Consider the following 13,540-nt stretch of genomic DNA (forward strand, 5'->3'; position numbering starts at 1 on the left):
GAAAGGAGAAGCCTTAAAACAGATAAAAGAAAGAGATTATGCGCAGAAGTATTTAAATAAATCTAAAGAAATTTACCTGGTTGGTATAGAATTTAGCTCTGAGGAAAAGAATATTGTAAATTTTGAATGGGAGATGTTAGAGTGTTTAAAGGCTTAAGCGAGCGTTTCAACCCTATAAATGTGGCAGGGTGGAAGTTGGTTGTATGAATTTGGGAGTATGAAAGTTAGCTAGAAACTTGTTTTAAAACCAATTATACTCACCTTCCCTTCTTCAAAATCTACTTGACATTTTTTAAGAAGTTTAGAAAGCAGAGTTCATCTGTTGAACAAAAAAAATATGATTGGAAAAGGTTATGGCCTTTTTAGCAAATCTTGAAGAAATTTATAAAATTATCAAGGAAATAGAGAAGGATAGTAATGTCTCTCAGCGAGACTTAGCCAGGAGGCTGGGATATAGTCTGGGCAAGATAAACTATCTTCTAAAGGCGCTTGCAGAAAAGGGGATAATAAAATTTGAGCGCTTTAAAAAAAGTCCAAACAAATGGGCATATCGTTATCTCTTAACACCTAAAGGAATAAGGGAAAAATACAAAATTACTAAAAGATTTTTGCAAATAAAGCTTGATGAGTATGAGAGGCTAAAAAGGGAGATTGAGGAATTGGAGAGGGAAGTGGGGGAAGGGGGGAGAGGGTTTTGAGGTTGTAGACGTTGTAGAGGTTGTAAATGGGTAATAGTTGGAAAGATTTGGTGGTTTGGCAAAAAAGTCATGATATGGTATTAGATATTTACAAATTGATAAAGGATTTTCCAAGGACAGAGGTATATTCTTTAGTTGATCAACTTAAAAGAGTAGCCTGTTCTGTGCCTGCCAATATTGTAGAAGGGCATTCTAAGAAAAGTAAAAAAGAATTCTCCAGGTATTTATACAGTTCCAGAGGCTTTCTGGAGGAATTAAGATACTTCCTTTTGCTTGCGAGAGATTTAGGCTATATAAGCAAAGAAAAGTACAGTGAACTTGAAGACAAACTCACTGAAATAAGCTACCTCCTCAACCAACTAATAAAATCCATAACCTCTAGCTCCTCTACAACCTCTACCACCTCTACAACGTCTAAAACCTCTACAACCTTTACAACGTCTAAAACCTCTAGAACTTCTACAACCTCTAAAACCTAAGTAACCATGCTAACTAAGATGCTTAAAAAGGAGATTGGGGAAATATATGAGGTCAAAAAAATGATTTACCTGTTCACTCTTCACTTTTCACTGTTCACTTTTCACTCTTCACTCCCAAGGGGTAATCATGCTAACTAATCTTGCAGCCAAATTCCGAGAAAAATCAAACTTAAAAAGGCGTCTTAAAACCCTCAGCACTGATAAAAAACGACTTTTAGAGAATTTTATTTCTCTTTCTGTTTTACAGGGAGTAAATTACATATTACCTTTAATTACTTTTCCATATTTGGTTAGGGTTTTGGGGGTAGAGAAGTTTGGGCTTTTGGCATTTGCTACTGCAACTGTAACTTACTTTCAAATACTTACTGATTATGGTTTTAATCTCTCTGCAACGAGAGAGATAAGCATTCACAGAGAAAATAAAGAGAAAGTTCAGGAGATTTTCAGCTCCGTGATGATTATTAAGTTTGGTTTATTGATTTTAAGCTTTGTTTTACTTATAATATTGATTTTAAGTTTTGATAAGTTTAGGAAGGATTGGGAGGTTTTTATCCTGAGTTTTGGCATGGTTGTAGGGCAAGTTTTGTTTCCTGTCTGGTTTTTTCAGGGAATGGAAAAGATGAAGTATATAACAATTTTAAATATTTTTGCGAAGCTTTTGTTTACCGTTGCTATTTTTATATTTGTTAAAGAACAATCAGATTACTTGAAAGTTCCGCTTTTAAATTCTTTGGGGTTTATTTTGGCTGGGACATTGGCTTTGTGGGTTGTTTTTAGGGATTTTGGGATTAATTTTACTATTCCAAATATGAGTGCTATAAAACATCAATTAATAGAGGGATGGCATATATTTATATCCACTGTTGCGATAAGTTTGTATACAGTTTCCAATACATTTATTTTAGGGATACTTACAAATAACACAATCGTGGGTTATTATTCAGCGGCTGAAAGAATTGTTAAAGCTATTCAGGGATTATTAAATCCAGTTTCGCAAGCTATATATCCATATGTTAGTAAACTGGTTCATGAATCGAAAGAGATGGGTATTAAATTTGTAAGAAAGTTAACTTTAATGATAGGTAGTATAAGTTTCTTTTTGTCTTTAATTTTATTTGTTTTTGCAGATTTAATAGTTAAAATTTTTCTTGGAAATCAGTATTTAGAATCAATAATAGTTTTAAGGATTTTATCATGGCTAATTTTTATTATTGCGTTGAGCAATATATTTGGAATACAAACTATGTTGCCTTTCAATCATAAAAAAGCTTTTTCGAAGATTCTTATAAGGGCAAGTATTATTAACCTTATATTAGCTTTTATTTTAGTTCCCATTTACAAACACATTGGGACCTCTATTGCTGTTTTAATATCCGAGATTTTTGTTACTCTTAGTATGTTTATGTATCTGCAGAATAAGGGAATAAAAGTTTTAGAGGGAAAAGTTGTTTAAGTACATAGTTGTAGGCTCAGGTTTTGCAGGTAGCGTTATAGCTGAAAGGATAGCTAATGTACTGAATGAAAAAGTTTTAATCATAGAAAAAAGAAACCATATTGGCGGAAACTGTTATGACTATAAAAATAAAGATGGAATAATTATCCACAAATACGGACCCCATCTTTTTCATACAAATTATAAAGAAGTTTTTGACTATCTCTCTAACTTTACTAATTGGGATATATACCACCATAGAGTTTTGGCTTTCATAGATGGTAAAAAAGTCCCAATACCATTTAATCTAAATAGTCTTTATATAGTGTTTTCAGAAAGTTTAGCAAGAAAGATCGAAGAGAAACTGTTAAAAAAATATCCTTATAATTCAAAAGTACCAATATTAGATCTCAAAAAAGAAGATGATGAAGATTTAAAATTTCTTGCGGAATATATTTATCAAAGAGTCTTCCTAAACTATACAGCTAAACAATGGGATTTAAAACCAGAAGAAATAGACCCTGAGGTTACTGCAAGAGTACCAGTTTTAATAGGAAGAGATGACAGATATTTTAATGATAAGTATCAGGCAATACCAACAGAAGGTTACGCAAAAATCTTTGAAAGAATGCTATATAATCCAAATATAAAAATTATGCTAAACACAGATTTTAAGGAAGTTATAAATATAGATTTTGAAAGAAAAAAAATATACCTCTTTGGACAAGAGTTTAAAGGAAAGTTAATATTTACAGGAATGGTAGATGAGCTCTTTGATTTTAAATATGGTTATTTACCATACAGAAGTTTAGACCTAAAATTTGAAACTTTAGACATAGAGTGGTTCCAAGAGGTAGCAACTGTAAATTATCCTAATGATTATGATTTTACAAGGATAACAGAATTTAAACATATTCATCCAGTTTCTACAGAAAAAACAACAATATTGAAAGAATATCCAAAGCAGTATACACCAAATAAAGATGTGCCATACTACCCTGTATTTAAGAATGAAAATCAGGAGCTTTATAATAGATATAAAGAAGAAGCTGAGAAGTTTGAAAATTTAGTTCTTGTTGGTAGGCTTGCAGAGTATAGATACTATGATATGGATGATGTAGTAAAAAGGGCTTTAGAAGTGTTTGAGGAGAGGATAAGATGATAAAAGTATATTCAGATAATAAAATTTATGTAGTTGCTCCTGCTGCTTCTTCAACAGGAGGTCCTGAATTGCTTCACCAACTTGTATATCATTTAATAAATGATTTAGATATAGAAGCATACATTTACTATATACCTCCAACTCATCCTGATCCTGTTCATCCAGCGTATAAAAATTATAGGGTACCGTTTGTAAGACAGATAGAGGATAAAGAAAGAAATATTTTAATTGTTCCAGAAGTCCATACAGGGGTATCCTTATTAAAATATTTTAAAAATATCAGAAAAGTTTTATGGTGGCTAAGTGTAGATAATTTTTATTTATCTTATATATTTCGTTCTAAATTAAATTTTTTTACACAAAGATTAATAAACTATATATACAAAAAATTTAGAGGAAAAAATTTATTTGATCTTGTAGAAATTGCATTAGAAAATGAAAAATTTAAAAAATTACAGTTGCCCATATATATAAAAAAAGCTGATTATCATCTTGTACAAAGCTTTTATGCTTTAAATTTTATTAAAAGTAAGGGAATAACTCAAAACAAAATATACTATCTATCAGATTATCTTAATGAATCTTTCCTTGAAACCAAAACGGATTTATCTGAAAAGGAAAATATAGTAGTATACAATCCTAAGAAAGGATTTGTTTTTACAGAGAAAATAATAAAAGCTGCTAAAGAAATAAAATTTGTACCTATAATTAATATGAGTAGAGAAGAGGTTATAAAAACACTTCAAAAATCAAAAGTTTATATAGATTTTGGTAATCATCCTGGCAAAGATAGAATGCCAAGGGAAGCAGCTATTTTGGGTTGTTGTGTAATCACCGGTAAAAGGGGGTCAGCTGCATTTTTTGAAGATGTTCCTATACCTGATGAATATAAGTTTGAAGACAAAGAAGAAAATATTCCAAGAATTATAGAAAAAATAAAAGATTGTTTTGAAAACTTTGAAGAAAGGTATAAAGATTTTGATTATTATAGAGAAATAATTAAAAATGAACCGAAAAAGTTTGAAGAAGATTTAAAGAAAATATTCGTAAGAGGAGAAAAATGAATTACATAGATGAATATTTTGACAAAATTAATAATGAAAATTTAAAAAAATTTCTAAAAAAGTTATTAGAATATTATTTTAGTCCTTCTTTTGGTTCTACAAAGCAAAGAGAGTTTGATATATTTCTTTTTTCTTTATTAAAAGAATATGGTTTTTTTGATAATAAAGACCCTTCATTATTTGAAGTTATTTCAAAGTTACAAGTTACAAGAAATAAAGCAAAAAACTTAATATATGAATCAAATTTAAGGTTTAACAAAGATAATTTGGATGAAAAAGTTAAACAAGAATTAAAACATGCTAAATTTTTAAAATATGATGGTTCTATGATTGGATTAGATATAGAAGATCCATTGCTAATAGATTATTTAAAAGATAGATTGAAAAAATTAGGTCATCCTACTGATAGTTCTTATTCAAACCAAATATTAAAAGTTACACCAGATGCTTATATTTCACTTTTAGATGAATATTTAGATAAGGATATAAAGAAAAAAATAATAGAAGAGCTGGAACGAAATGGATTGATACATGACAAGTCTTTTAAAGGTGTCGCTAAACTAATATTGAAAGGACTAACCAGTAAAATTATAGGTTCTGCATCTGATAGTTTAATAGAAGAATATATGGCACCTTTGTTTGATGGTGCCATTGACAAGGTAGCAGAATTAATTAAAGCAGGTAAGACAGATGAAGAAATATCCTAAAACCTACATAATCATCCTCAACTACAACAGCTGGGCTGATACAATAGAGTGTTTGGAGATAAACGTATGGTAAGGAATAAAGAAAAAGTTTGTGTGGTAACTGTAACTTATGGGGATAGATTTCATTTTCTTAAACAAGTTATTGATGCTTGTTTTAAAGAGGGTGTAGATAAAGCAATAGTTGTTGATAATGGTTCAGTATTAATTTCAAAAGAAAAGTTAAAGAAGTATGAGAAAGAGAATAAAGAAAGATTAAAGGTCATCTATTTAAATGAAAACTCTGGTTCTGCTTATGGGTATAAAGTGGGGCTTCAGGATGCTTATAATTGTAAAGAGTGTGATTTCATTTGGCTTTTAGATGATGATAATAAACCTTTAGAAAATTCTCTTAATATTTTACTGAATTTTTGGAGTTCTTTGGAAGTTGATAATAAAGAAGAAAAAATAGCTTTGCTTTCTTATAGATTTAAAAAAGAGCAAATGGCAAAGGAATCCATTATTAATAAATTAATAGTAGGAAAGAAAAACAGTTTTATGGGATTTCATATAAAAGATTTACCAAAGAAAATCTTAAAACATTTAAAAATTAGAGTTAATTTAATAACTGACAAAAAAGAAAAGACGCAAGCAACAAATGTAAATGTAAAGTATGGAGTGGTGCCTGTTGCTCCCTATGGAGGATTATTTATACATAAAAATATTCTTAATAAGATTGGTTATCCCAATGAGGAGTTTTTTCTCTATGCTGATGATCATGATTGGACAAATAGAATTACTAAAAATAGTGGAAAAATATATTTATTGTTAGATAGTAAAATAGATGATTTAGAACTTTCGTGGCATGTTCCTAAAAGCGTAAAGGATACAGCATTTTCTATAATATCAAGAGGCAATCCCCAAAGAGTTTATTATAGTGTCAGAAATAGAGTGTTTTTTGAAATAAATAACTTAGTAGACAATAAAGTGATTTATTGGATGAATATATTTGTGTATCTGCTTTTTATAAGTTTTTCAAGCACTAAAAACCTAAAGTTAATCATAAAAGCGATAAAAGATGGCTATAAAGGGAAATTGGGAAAGTTGGAGGTATAAAAAATGAGAATACTATTTGTAAATGTATTATATGCTCCCTTAATAGGCGGTGGTGCTGAAATTACTATAAAAACTTTGTTGGAAGGTTTACAGAGTTTAGGGTATGAACTGAAAGTATTAACTTTTTGGGATAAAGATGATATAGAAGAAGTTGTCAATGGAATTCCAGTTTATAGGGCTAAAATTCCTAATCTATATTTACCATATGGTAAATATAGGCAACCTTTCTTAAAAAGAAGGCTATGGCATATTTTAGACATTTATAATCCTATATCCAGAAAAATAGTGCTTAAACAGATTAAAGATTTTAAACCTGATATTATATCAATTCATAATACTCAAGGCTGGTCTTCTTCCATATGGGATGCAGTAAGTGAATCGAATGTACCAGCTATTCAAGTTCTCCATGACTTATTTCTCTTATGTCCAACTAATATGTTTAAAAATAATGTTGCATGCAAAAAACAATGTTTAATTTGTAAGTTAATGAGGTATCCTTATAAAAAAAAATCCAACAAGATTAAAGCTGTTGTCGGAGTGAGTAATTTTATTCTTAAAAAATATCTAAGTTATGGATATTTTAATGATACACCAATTAAAAAAGTAATATATAACTCTAGAAAACTAAATAATATCGTCAAAATCAAGAGAGATTTTAATTCTAAGTATATAAATTTTGGCTTTATAGGTACATTAGCACCAAACAAAGGAATAGAGCTTTTACTGAAAGCTTATCATAGTATCAAAAAAACAAATTATAGGCTATTTATAGCTGGAGAGGGCAAACAGGATTATAAGGAATATCTAAAATCAAAGTATAAAGATGATTCAATCATCTTTATGGGAAGAGTTAAACCCGAAGACTTTTTTGAGAAGGTAGATGTTACTATTGTCCCAAGTGTTTGGTATGAAAACCTACCTGGAGTAGTTTACGAATCCTTTGCTTTTGGAATCCCAGTAATTGGAAGCAACATAGGTGGTATACCAGAAATGATTACAGAAGAAGTAAATGGTATACTCATTGATCCTTATAAAGAGGGAGATTTGGAAGAAAAAATGCTAAAATTTGAAAGTGATATTTTCTATTGGAGAAATAAGTCTGATATTATAAAACAAAGTGCGCAAAAATTTTTGGACTATGAAGGATGGCTAAATCAATGGGAAGAGTTGTATAAATTAGTCGCTGGAGAGGTTAAGTGATATATGTACATTCTATGAATTTTGATAAACTTATAAAATATAGTATTTATAGCTTAGCAGGAGTTATATTAGTCTTGTTCTGTTTTTTAAAACCCATTGGATTTGATCCTGATAGCCTTCAATATGTTTCAGTTCTGGAATATTCACCAGCAGAATATGTTTTTTCACTATATGAACCTTTGCATTGGGGTATTGTTTATATAAATTCTTTGCTATTTAATTCTAATCCACATACTTTCTTTCTTATTTATGGAATTATTTATGTATTTTTATCTTTATATGCTATTTCAAAGTTTTCTGTTAACCCTTTTTTCTCTTTATTAATATTTATATTGTTAGTTTATCCTAATTATGGCTTAATACAGGTAAGACAGGGTGTTGCTCTTGCTATTCTATGGTTAAGTATCGATGATATAATAAGGGGAAACTATAAAAAACTATTATTGAAGGGGCTATTTGCAACAGCTTTTCACTATTCATCTATAATTTTGCTTATATTAGTGTTGATAGCAAAAAAAATACAATTAAAGTTTGGGAACTATATTTTAATACTCCTTGTTGCTATAGTTTTAATAAAATTTATTAGTCTTGAATATTTATTAATTATTATTAATAAGCTTGAGTTTTTAAATATTTATCCTTTTTTAAGTCTGCCTATAATAAAACTTCAAAATTATATACAGATTAAATTGAGCGATGAAGAATTATCACTGAACAAGATAAATTTAATTAATCTATATACTCTAACAAACTTTTTTTTTATATCTTTAAGCTTATTTTTTTTAAAACTTTCAAGCAAAAAAAGAGATATTTATTTATTATTTTATAACAATGTGCTTATTATTGGATTATTAATTTTTTCTGTGTTCTCATTTTTACCAGTATTATCTTTTAGGATATTTTATCCTTTATCATCTTTCTTAGTTTTTTTAATACCTTATTTACTTAGAAAATTTGAGCCTGTTTCGTTAGCTTTTTTCATTTTTTTAATGCTTATTTTGATAAATTCTATTAATACTTATATTTATGGCGGTTTATTTAAATTTAATATAATATTCGAATGAAACTATTTGCAGTCTCCCCGTTTTTTTAATGGAATTATGTAACTGATTGGTTTTATGTAAGAAATTGTAATAAAATAGTTGTAAGTACCTCTTTTCGCTGGTATAGTTGAATTCGCGTAAACAACTAACAACCAAACAAAAAGAGGTGTTTAATTATGACTGAATTATTAAAAAAAGTGAAGGGAAAAATTAGAGTAATGGTCCATAACTTTGAAGGTAAAGTAAGTCTACCATATGGTAAATTCATTCTGGAACTAGTATCAGGGGTATTAATAACAGGAAGTTGTAACATTACTGAAATATCAAGAAGCCTGAATGAGAAAATAAAACTTAAAAACACTATGAAACGTTTGTTTAATCATCTTGAGGGTAAGACTAATTTACTTGAATTAGCTAATGATTATTTATTATCACAAGCATCTACTAAAGTAGATGATAATACAATAATAGCCCTTGATGATGGAGATATAAGCCATTTATTTGCTAATAATTTTGAGCAGTCCTGTAAAGTGAGAGATGGTAGCACAGGTAAATATCTCGAGGGTTATTATTTGAATCAGATAAGTTTATTTGATGACAAAAGTAATCAAACTTATCCTGCTTATCTTGGGATGTACAGCACAGAGAGTAAAGATTTTAAGAGTGCTAATGCAGAAGGCTTAAAAAGTGTAGAAAGTTTTGTAACTAATGTTGGTAAAAAAGGCTTATGGGTAATGGATAGGGGCTATGATAATGGAGCTTATCTTGGCTATTTCCTAAAAGAATGTTTAAGTTTTATTGTGAGAATGAAGACCAACCGTCATTTAATTTATAAAGGGAAAAGCGTAAATATTGAAGAGTTAAGTAAATCTATAAATAGAAGATATAAAAACGGAAAACATTTTAGATATGGATATTTGAAATGCTTTATAGAAATTAAATCAAAATTATATCCTGTCACCCTAATATCACATAAAGGAGAATTTAATAAAGAATCCCATATATTTTTAACCAATGGACATTTAAGTAAATCAGAAGAAATTAAGAGGAGAATACGTGGCTATTATAGACGTTGGGGAGTAGAAGAAAGTTACAGATTTGAAAAGCAAGGCTTTGGCATAGAGAAATCAATAATAAGAAATTTTAATTCAATAAGGTCAATGCTTGGTGCAGTAATGCTTGCTTGGTCTGTACTGGTTGATATTAATGAAGATGAAATATTACGAGAAGAAGTAGTTCTTGCCTCAAAACCCGAAAAGAAGAAACGACCTCAGTTTATTTATTATACACTTTTAAGGGGTGTAAGAAATATTTTTGCTGGAGTTAAGACATTATATCTTCACAGGCGACGAAAGAAAAATAAACTAAAACAACTGACAATAGAAGATTTCTTGTTTCCAAAAAGTTCACTATGCCATATAGTATGAAAAAAACGGGGAGACTACAGAATGAAACTATACATTGATGGACTCTTTTATAAAGGTTCAGGTATTGGACGGTATTACGAATCTCTTACAAAAGAATTTGCTAAAAGAGGTATAAGAATTTATACTTGTGTACCGAAAAAGCTGAAAGACGAATTTGAAAAGGATTTTAAAGATGTTTCAAGCAATATACAGCCTATTTTTGTAGATTATGCAAAGTTTTCTATTAAGGGTTTTATAACACAATCAAAAATATTAAAAAAACTGGAAGGTGAGGTTGATTTATTTTTCTATCCTCACATTAATCTACCCCTTTATGTGCCCTCCAATACAATAGTTACTATACATGATTTGGGACCATTAACAGATTTTTGGGATAGAGATGAAATTAGAAGGAAGATTTTTTTGTTTTATCTCAAAAGGGCTTTAAAAAAATCAAAGATAATAATAACAATATCAAATACGGTTGCAGATGAATTAAAAAATAGATTTCTCATAAGTACGGATAGATTAAAGGTTATATATGAATTTATAGGTGATAAATTTTATAATATTGATTTAAGCCAAAAGCCTATAGTTGAGGAAGAGTATATATTATTTGTCGGAAATAAAAAAAAACACAAAAATCTTAAAAATCTTGTTTTAGCTTTTGATAAGATAAAAGATAAAGCGAAAGTAAAGCTTGTAATTGCTGGTTCAAAAGATAGGAAAATAGATGAGGTTGATGAACTAGTGGATAAACTAAACCTAAAATCCCACATAGTTGAGTTTATAGCACCATCTGATGAGGTAATTATAAATCTTTACCAGCACGCAAAATTATTTGTTTTTCCTTCTCTATTTGAAGGTTTTGGATTACCACCACTTGAATCCATAGTCCTTGATTGTCCTGCTATTACTTCAAATATATCGGTTCTCAGAGAGATACTTGGCGAAGAAATAGCCTCCTTTAATCCCTATGATGTTAATGATATAGCAGACAAGCTAATAATGGCATTAACTGATGATAACCTCAGGGAAAATCTATTAGCAAATGGAAGGGAAAGATTGAAGATTTTTGATAAGAACCGCATAAAAGATGAATATCTTAAAGTTTTTAAAGAAATTTTGGGAGATAGAAAATGAAAGTTTTACACCTTGGGAAACTTTGTCCTCCTAATGAGGGTGGAATAGAAGTTTTTACTTATGATTTGTTGGAATATTTGAATTCAAAAGGTATAAAAGCAGATTTACTTTGCTTTGGAGATAGAACTTTTGAGGACGATTATAGAGGGTTTAAGTATTTTTCTTGTAAGATGAATTTGAAATTATCTTCTGCTCCATTATCAATTGATTTTATTAAAAAATTTGTAAAACTGGCTAAAAACTATGATATTATTCATGTTCACTCACCGAATCCTCTTGCCGAAGTCTTATCAATATTTTCTTCTAAACCGCTTATAATACATTGGCACTCCGATATTGTGAAACAGAAAATTCTGTATTTATTTTATAAACCCTTTCAACAAGCTACATTAAAAAAAGCAACAAAAATAATATGTACTTCTCCACAGTATCTTGAAAGTTCTAAACAGATCTCAAGATTTAAAGATAAAGCCATTGTAGTTCCTTTAGGACTTAATACACAAAGATTAACCCATGATGAAGGAGATAAAAAATTTTTGGAGTTAATAGATAGAGTAAAAGAAAAAAAGATAGTTTTATCTATTGGTAGATTAATCTATTATAAAGGTTTTGAATATATGGTTCAAGCTGCCAAATATTTACATGATAATGTAGTGGTTGTAATTGTAGGGGATGGTCCATTATATAGTAAGCTTAAGGGTATGATAGATCAACTGGGATTGAACGATAAAGTTTTCCTTACTGGAAGGGTAAATGATATTGGTATTTTTCTAAAAAACTGTGATTTGTTCTGCTTGCCATCTATTGAAAGGAGCGAAGCTTTCGGTTTAGTATTGGTAGAAGCTTTATTTTATGGCAAACCACTTGTTACTACGGATGTATATGGTTCAGGGATGAGTTATGTAAATAAAAGTGGAGAAACGGGATTAGTTGTTCCTCCAAAAGATCCTAAAGCTCTTGCTGGTGCTATCAATAAAATTTTGTCAGATAGCAAACTTTATAAAAAGTTCAATTATAATGCAAAAGAAAGATTTAAAGAGTTTGAAATTAGCTCTATTGAGAATAGAATTATCACTTTATACAAGGAGGTCTTAAATGATTATAAGAGCTAAAGCACCGCTTAGACTTGGGCTTGCAGGTGGAGGAACTGATGTTAGCCCATATTCAGACTTATACGGAGGAGCCATACTAAATGCAACTATATCTATGTATGCCTATGCCACAATTGAGCCTAAGGATGATGGAAAGATTGTCCTAAACTCCATAGATAGAAATGAAAAGATTCAAAAGAAACTTTGGATATAGATGGGAAATTAGACTTATTAAAAGGCGTCTATGACAGGATAGTTAAAGATTTTGTAAAAAGACCATTATCATTTGAACTGTCAATTTATGTGGATGCTCCTCCTGGCTCTGGACTTGGTAGTTCTTCTACTTTAGTTGTTGCCATAATTGGAGCTTTTGCAGAGTGGCTTAAACTTCCACTTGGTGAATATGATATTGCCCATTTAGCCTATGAGATAGAAAGGAAAGACTTGGAAATGGCAGGAGGAAAGCAAGACCAGTATGCAGCAACTTTTGGTGGCTTTAACTTTATGGAATTTTATGACAACGATAAAGTTATAGTTAACCCACTTAGAATTAAACAGGAAATAATAAATGAACTTCAATTTAGCATTTTATTATACTATACAGGTACAAGCAGGTTATCATCTAAAATAATAGAAGCTCAAGTAAAAAATGTTAAAATAAAAAAAGAAAAATCTGTAGAAGCCATGCATAAACTAAAAGAGCAAGCAATTTTAATGAAAGAATCTTTATTAAAAGGGAAATTAAATGAAATAGGAGAGATTCTTGACTTTGGATGGCAATATAAAAAACAGATGGCAGAAGGTATAACAAATCCGGTTATAGAAGAAATCTACGAAACAGCAAGAAAAGCCGGATCTCTTGGAGGAAAAATCTCTGGTGCAGGAGGAGGTGGATTTATGATATTATATTGTCCTGAGAATACAAGATATAAAGTTATTGAAGCTCTACAAAAATTTGGTGGTGAGTTTAGAAGATATCAATTTACAAAATATGGAGTAGAAGCATGGAAAATTTAAAATTAA

15 protein-coding genes are annotated in these 13,540 nt (G+C 29.6%); all 15 read left to right on the top strand.

The features are described from left to right. On the top strand, nucleotides 1–157 hold a 157-nt coding region (locus ACTCIM_RS09230), incomplete at its 5' end, for a PD-(D/E)XK nuclease domain-containing protein (protein ID WP_472315311.1). A gap of 196 nt (nucleotides 158–353) precedes the next feature. After that, nucleotides 354–698: a MarR family EPS-associated transcriptional regulator gene (locus ACTCIM_RS09235; protein ID WP_472315161.1), complete on the top strand. Its 345-nt coding sequence runs from the start codon at nucleotides 354–356 to the stop codon at nucleotides 696–698. Nucleotides 699–724: 26 nt separating this feature from the next. Continuing rightward, nucleotides 725–1,177: a four helix bundle protein gene (locus tag ACTCIM_RS09240; RefSeq protein WP_472315164.1), complete on the top strand. Its 453-nt coding sequence runs from the start codon at nucleotides 725–727 to the stop codon at nucleotides 1,175–1,177. A 127-nt stretch (nucleotides 1,178–1,304) separates the two neighbouring features. Continuing rightward, on the top strand, nucleotides 1,305–2,630 hold the full coding sequence (locus ACTCIM_RS09245; RefSeq protein ID WP_472315166.1) for a flippase: 1,326 nt from the start codon (nucleotides 1,305–1,307) through the stop codon (nucleotides 2,628–2,630). Then, the gene (gene glf, locus ACTCIM_RS09250; RefSeq protein ID WP_472315169.1) at nucleotides 2,623–3,771 is read left to right on the top strand and encodes a UDP-galactopyranose mutase; all 1,149 of its coding nucleotides are present in this window, start codon (nucleotides 2,623–2,625) and stop codon (nucleotides 3,769–3,771) included. The genes ACTCIM_RS09245 and glf overlap by 8 nt, the downstream gene beginning before the upstream one ends. Further along, nucleotides 3,768–4,835: a hypothetical protein gene (locus tag ACTCIM_RS09255; RefSeq protein WP_472315171.1), complete on the top strand. Its 1,068-nt coding sequence runs from the start codon at nucleotides 3,768–3,770 to the stop codon at nucleotides 4,833–4,835. The genes glf and ACTCIM_RS09255 overlap by 4 nt, the downstream gene beginning before the upstream one ends. Next, a complete protein-coding gene (locus ACTCIM_RS09260) occupies nucleotides 4,832–5,542 on the top strand; it encodes a hypothetical protein (RefSeq protein WP_472315174.1) in 711 nt (236 codons plus the stop codon). Before ACTCIM_RS09255 ends, ACTCIM_RS09260 begins: the two co-directional genes overlap by 4 nt. 66 nt (nucleotides 5,543–5,608) lie before the next feature. Further along, nucleotides 5,609–6,634 carry a glycosyltransferase gene (locus ACTCIM_RS09265; protein ID WP_472315176.1) on the top strand — a complete coding sequence of 342 codons (1,026 nt, stop codon included), beginning with the start codon at nucleotides 5,609–5,611 and terminating at the stop codon, nucleotides 6,632–6,634. Nucleotides 6,635–6,637: 3 nt separating this feature from the next. Then, nucleotides 6,638–7,834 carry a glycosyltransferase family 4 protein gene (locus tag ACTCIM_RS09270; RefSeq protein WP_472315178.1) on the top strand — a complete coding sequence of 399 codons (1,197 nt, stop codon included), beginning with the start codon at nucleotides 6,638–6,640 and terminating at the stop codon, nucleotides 7,832–7,834. Beyond that, complete coding sequence (locus ACTCIM_RS09275) at nucleotides 7,831–8,898, top strand: EpsG family protein (RefSeq protein ID WP_472315180.1); 1,068 nt, start codon at nucleotides 7,831–7,833, stop codon at nucleotides 8,896–8,898. The genes ACTCIM_RS09270 and ACTCIM_RS09275 overlap by 4 nt, the downstream gene beginning before the upstream one ends. Before the next feature lie 155 nt (nucleotides 8,899–9,053). Further along, the gene (locus ACTCIM_RS09280) at nucleotides 9,054–10,304 is read left to right on the top strand and encodes a transposase (RefSeq protein ID WP_463064512.1); all 1,251 of its coding nucleotides are present in this window, start codon (nucleotides 9,054–9,056) and stop codon (nucleotides 10,302–10,304) included. 21 nt (nucleotides 10,305–10,325) lie between these two features. Next, nucleotides 10,326–11,426, top strand: a complete 1,101-nt coding sequence (locus tag ACTCIM_RS09285; protein WP_472315182.1) for a glycosyltransferase family 4 protein — start codon at nucleotides 10,326–10,328, stop codon at nucleotides 11,424–11,426. Continuing rightward, on the top strand, nucleotides 11,423–12,538 hold the full coding sequence (locus ACTCIM_RS09290) for a glycosyltransferase (protein ID WP_472315185.1): 1,116 nt from the start codon (nucleotides 11,423–11,425) through the stop codon (nucleotides 12,536–12,538). Before ACTCIM_RS09285 ends, ACTCIM_RS09290 begins: the two co-directional genes overlap by 4 nt. Next, nucleotides 12,522–12,731: a hypothetical protein gene (locus tag ACTCIM_RS09295; RefSeq protein ID WP_472315188.1), complete on the top strand. Its 210-nt coding sequence runs from the start codon at nucleotides 12,522–12,524 to the stop codon at nucleotides 12,729–12,731. Before ACTCIM_RS09290 ends, ACTCIM_RS09295 begins: the two co-directional genes overlap by 17 nt. Beyond that, entirely contained in the window at nucleotides 12,722–13,534 is an 813-nt protein-coding gene (locus ACTCIM_RS09300; protein ID WP_472315190.1) for a GHMP family kinase ATP-binding protein, read from the top strand. Before ACTCIM_RS09295 ends, ACTCIM_RS09300 begins: the two co-directional genes overlap by 10 nt. Nucleotides 13,535–13,540: the final 6 nt, after the last annotated feature.

This window comes from Desulfonauticus sp. (assembly GCF_055126295.1).

Bases quoted from the DNA above. Each gene is read 5' to 3' on its own strand.
- ACTCIM_RS09235 (WP_472315161.1), top strand. From the start codon at position 354: ATGGCCTTTTTAGCAAATCTTGAAGAAATTTATAAAATTATCAAGGAA.
- ACTCIM_RS09240 (WP_472315164.1), top strand. From the start codon at position 725: ATGGGTAATAGTTGGAAAGATTTGGTGGTTTGGCAAAAAAGTCATGAT.
- ACTCIM_RS09245 (WP_472315166.1), top strand. From the start codon at position 1,305: ATGCTAACTAATCTTGCAGCCAAATTCCGAGAAAAATCAAACTTAAAA.
- ACTCIM_RS09255 (WP_472315171.1), top strand. From the start codon at position 3,768: ATGATAAAAGTATATTCAGATAATAAAATTTATGTAGTTGCTCCTGCT.
- ACTCIM_RS09260 (WP_472315174.1), top strand. From the start codon at position 4,832: ATGAATTACATAGATGAATATTTTGACAAAATTAATAATGAAAATTTA.
- ACTCIM_RS09265 (WP_472315176.1), top strand. From the start codon at position 5,609: ATGGTAAGGAATAAAGAAAAAGTTTGTGTGGTAACTGTAACTTATGGG.
- ACTCIM_RS09270 (WP_472315178.1), top strand. From the start codon at position 6,638: ATGAGAATACTATTTGTAAATGTATTATATGCTCCCTTAATAGGCGGT.
- ACTCIM_RS09280 (WP_463064512.1), top strand. From the start codon at position 9,054: ATGACTGAATTATTAAAAAAAGTGAAGGGAAAAATTAGAGTAATGGTC.
- ACTCIM_RS09285 (WP_472315182.1), top strand. From the start codon at position 10,326: ATGAAACTATACATTGATGGACTCTTTTATAAAGGTTCAGGTATTGGA.
- ACTCIM_RS09290 (WP_472315185.1), top strand. From the start codon at position 11,423: ATGAAAGTTTTACACCTTGGGAAACTTTGTCCTCCTAATGAGGGTGGA.
- ACTCIM_RS09295 (WP_472315188.1), top strand. From the start codon at position 12,522: ATGATTATAAGAGCTAAAGCACCGCTTAGACTTGGGCTTGCAGGTGGA.